This is a genomic window from Microbacterium sp. Bi128, from assembly GCF_918698205.1.
Window position 1 is genome coordinate 1 of the sequence record NZ_CAKKMM010001411.1, and the last position, 1,301, is coordinate 1,301.

Below are 1,301 nucleotides of genomic sequence, written 5' to 3' on the forward strand. Positions count from 1 at the left end.
TCGCTGGCCTTGTGGCCCTCGATCAGCATCCCGGTCCGTCCGTCCTGGACGGCGCGGGAGAGGCCGCCGACTTTCGTGGCGAGGACCGGCGTTCCGCAGGCCTGCGCCTCCAGCGCCACCAGGCCGAAGGACTCGCTGTAGGAGGGCATCACCACGACGTCGGCGGACCGGTACCAGCCGGCCAGCTCCGGGGCGTTCACCGGCGGGTGGTGGGTGGCGACGTCGTCCATTCCGGCGGCGCTGATCAGCGTCTTGAGGTTGAAGTCCTTGGCGCCGCTGACGGCCCCCAGGATGGTCAGCTGCAGGTCGATGTCCGGGCGCCGGGAGCGCAGGAGCGCCGCCGCCTTGATCAGGATCTGCGGGCCCTTGAGCCGCTGGATACGGCCTGCGAACAGCAGATGGAACTTGCCCGGGGCGATGCCGTGCTGGGCCCTGGCCCGGTTCCTGAAGGCCGGCGTGAAGACGGCCAGGTCCACGCCGGGCGGCGCGACGTCGATGTGGTCGATGTCGGCGTTGTAGTGCGAGACCAGCTCGGCCGCTTCGGTGCCGGTATTGGCGATCAGCCGGGTCGCGCCGTCGACAATCCGGTGCTCGCCGTCCTCACGCCGCCGCGGCTCGGGCTGTTCGCCGGACTCGAGGAGCTGGTTCTTGACCTTCGCCATCGTGTGCATGGTGTGGACGAGGGGCAGCCGCCACAGCTCCGCGAGCTCCAGCCCGGCCACCCCGGAGACCCAGTAATGGGAATGGATGACGTCATACCGGCCGTGCGGCTGGAGCAGCCGGATCCGGTTGATCTCGGCCACCATGCTGTGCAGGAGCCCCGGGAGCTCCTCCTTGGGCAGCTTACGGGGCGGGCCGGCGAGGACGTTGTGCACGCACACGCCCGGGGACGGGTGTTCGACGGCGGGCTGCGTGGCCGAGGTGGACCGGGTGAAGATCTCCACTTCCACGCCGGTCTCGGCGAGGGCCGCGGCCAGCGCCCGGACGTACACGTTCATGCCGCCGGCGTCACCGGAGCCGGGCTGTTCCATGGGCGAGGTGTGCAGGGAAAGGAAAGCGACGCGGCGGATCAGCGACACGGTTCCCCTTTCCTCTGCCCATTTCTTTCTGCCCAATGCATGTCGATAAAACATTACTCCTGAAGTGCCGGCCGGTTCACGGGGCCGTTCGGTTCGCAGACCGGGGCGTGCTGCTAACGTGGCCGCTGTGAACACAACGACAGGACAAGAACCTGCAGCCGGCTGGACCATCCGGGAGGCCCGCCCGGAGGACTGGCCGGGCATCTGGGCGATCCTGGAACC

Annotated in this window: 1 protein-coding gene; it reads right to left on the minus strand. The window is 69.0% G+C overall.

The window, feature by feature from the left end:
* On the minus strand, positions 1-1,079 hold a 1,079-nt coding region (locus tag LQV45_RS33225; protein WP_230011977.1), incomplete at its 3' end, for a glycosyltransferase.
* Positions 1,080-1,301: the final 222 nt, after the last annotated feature.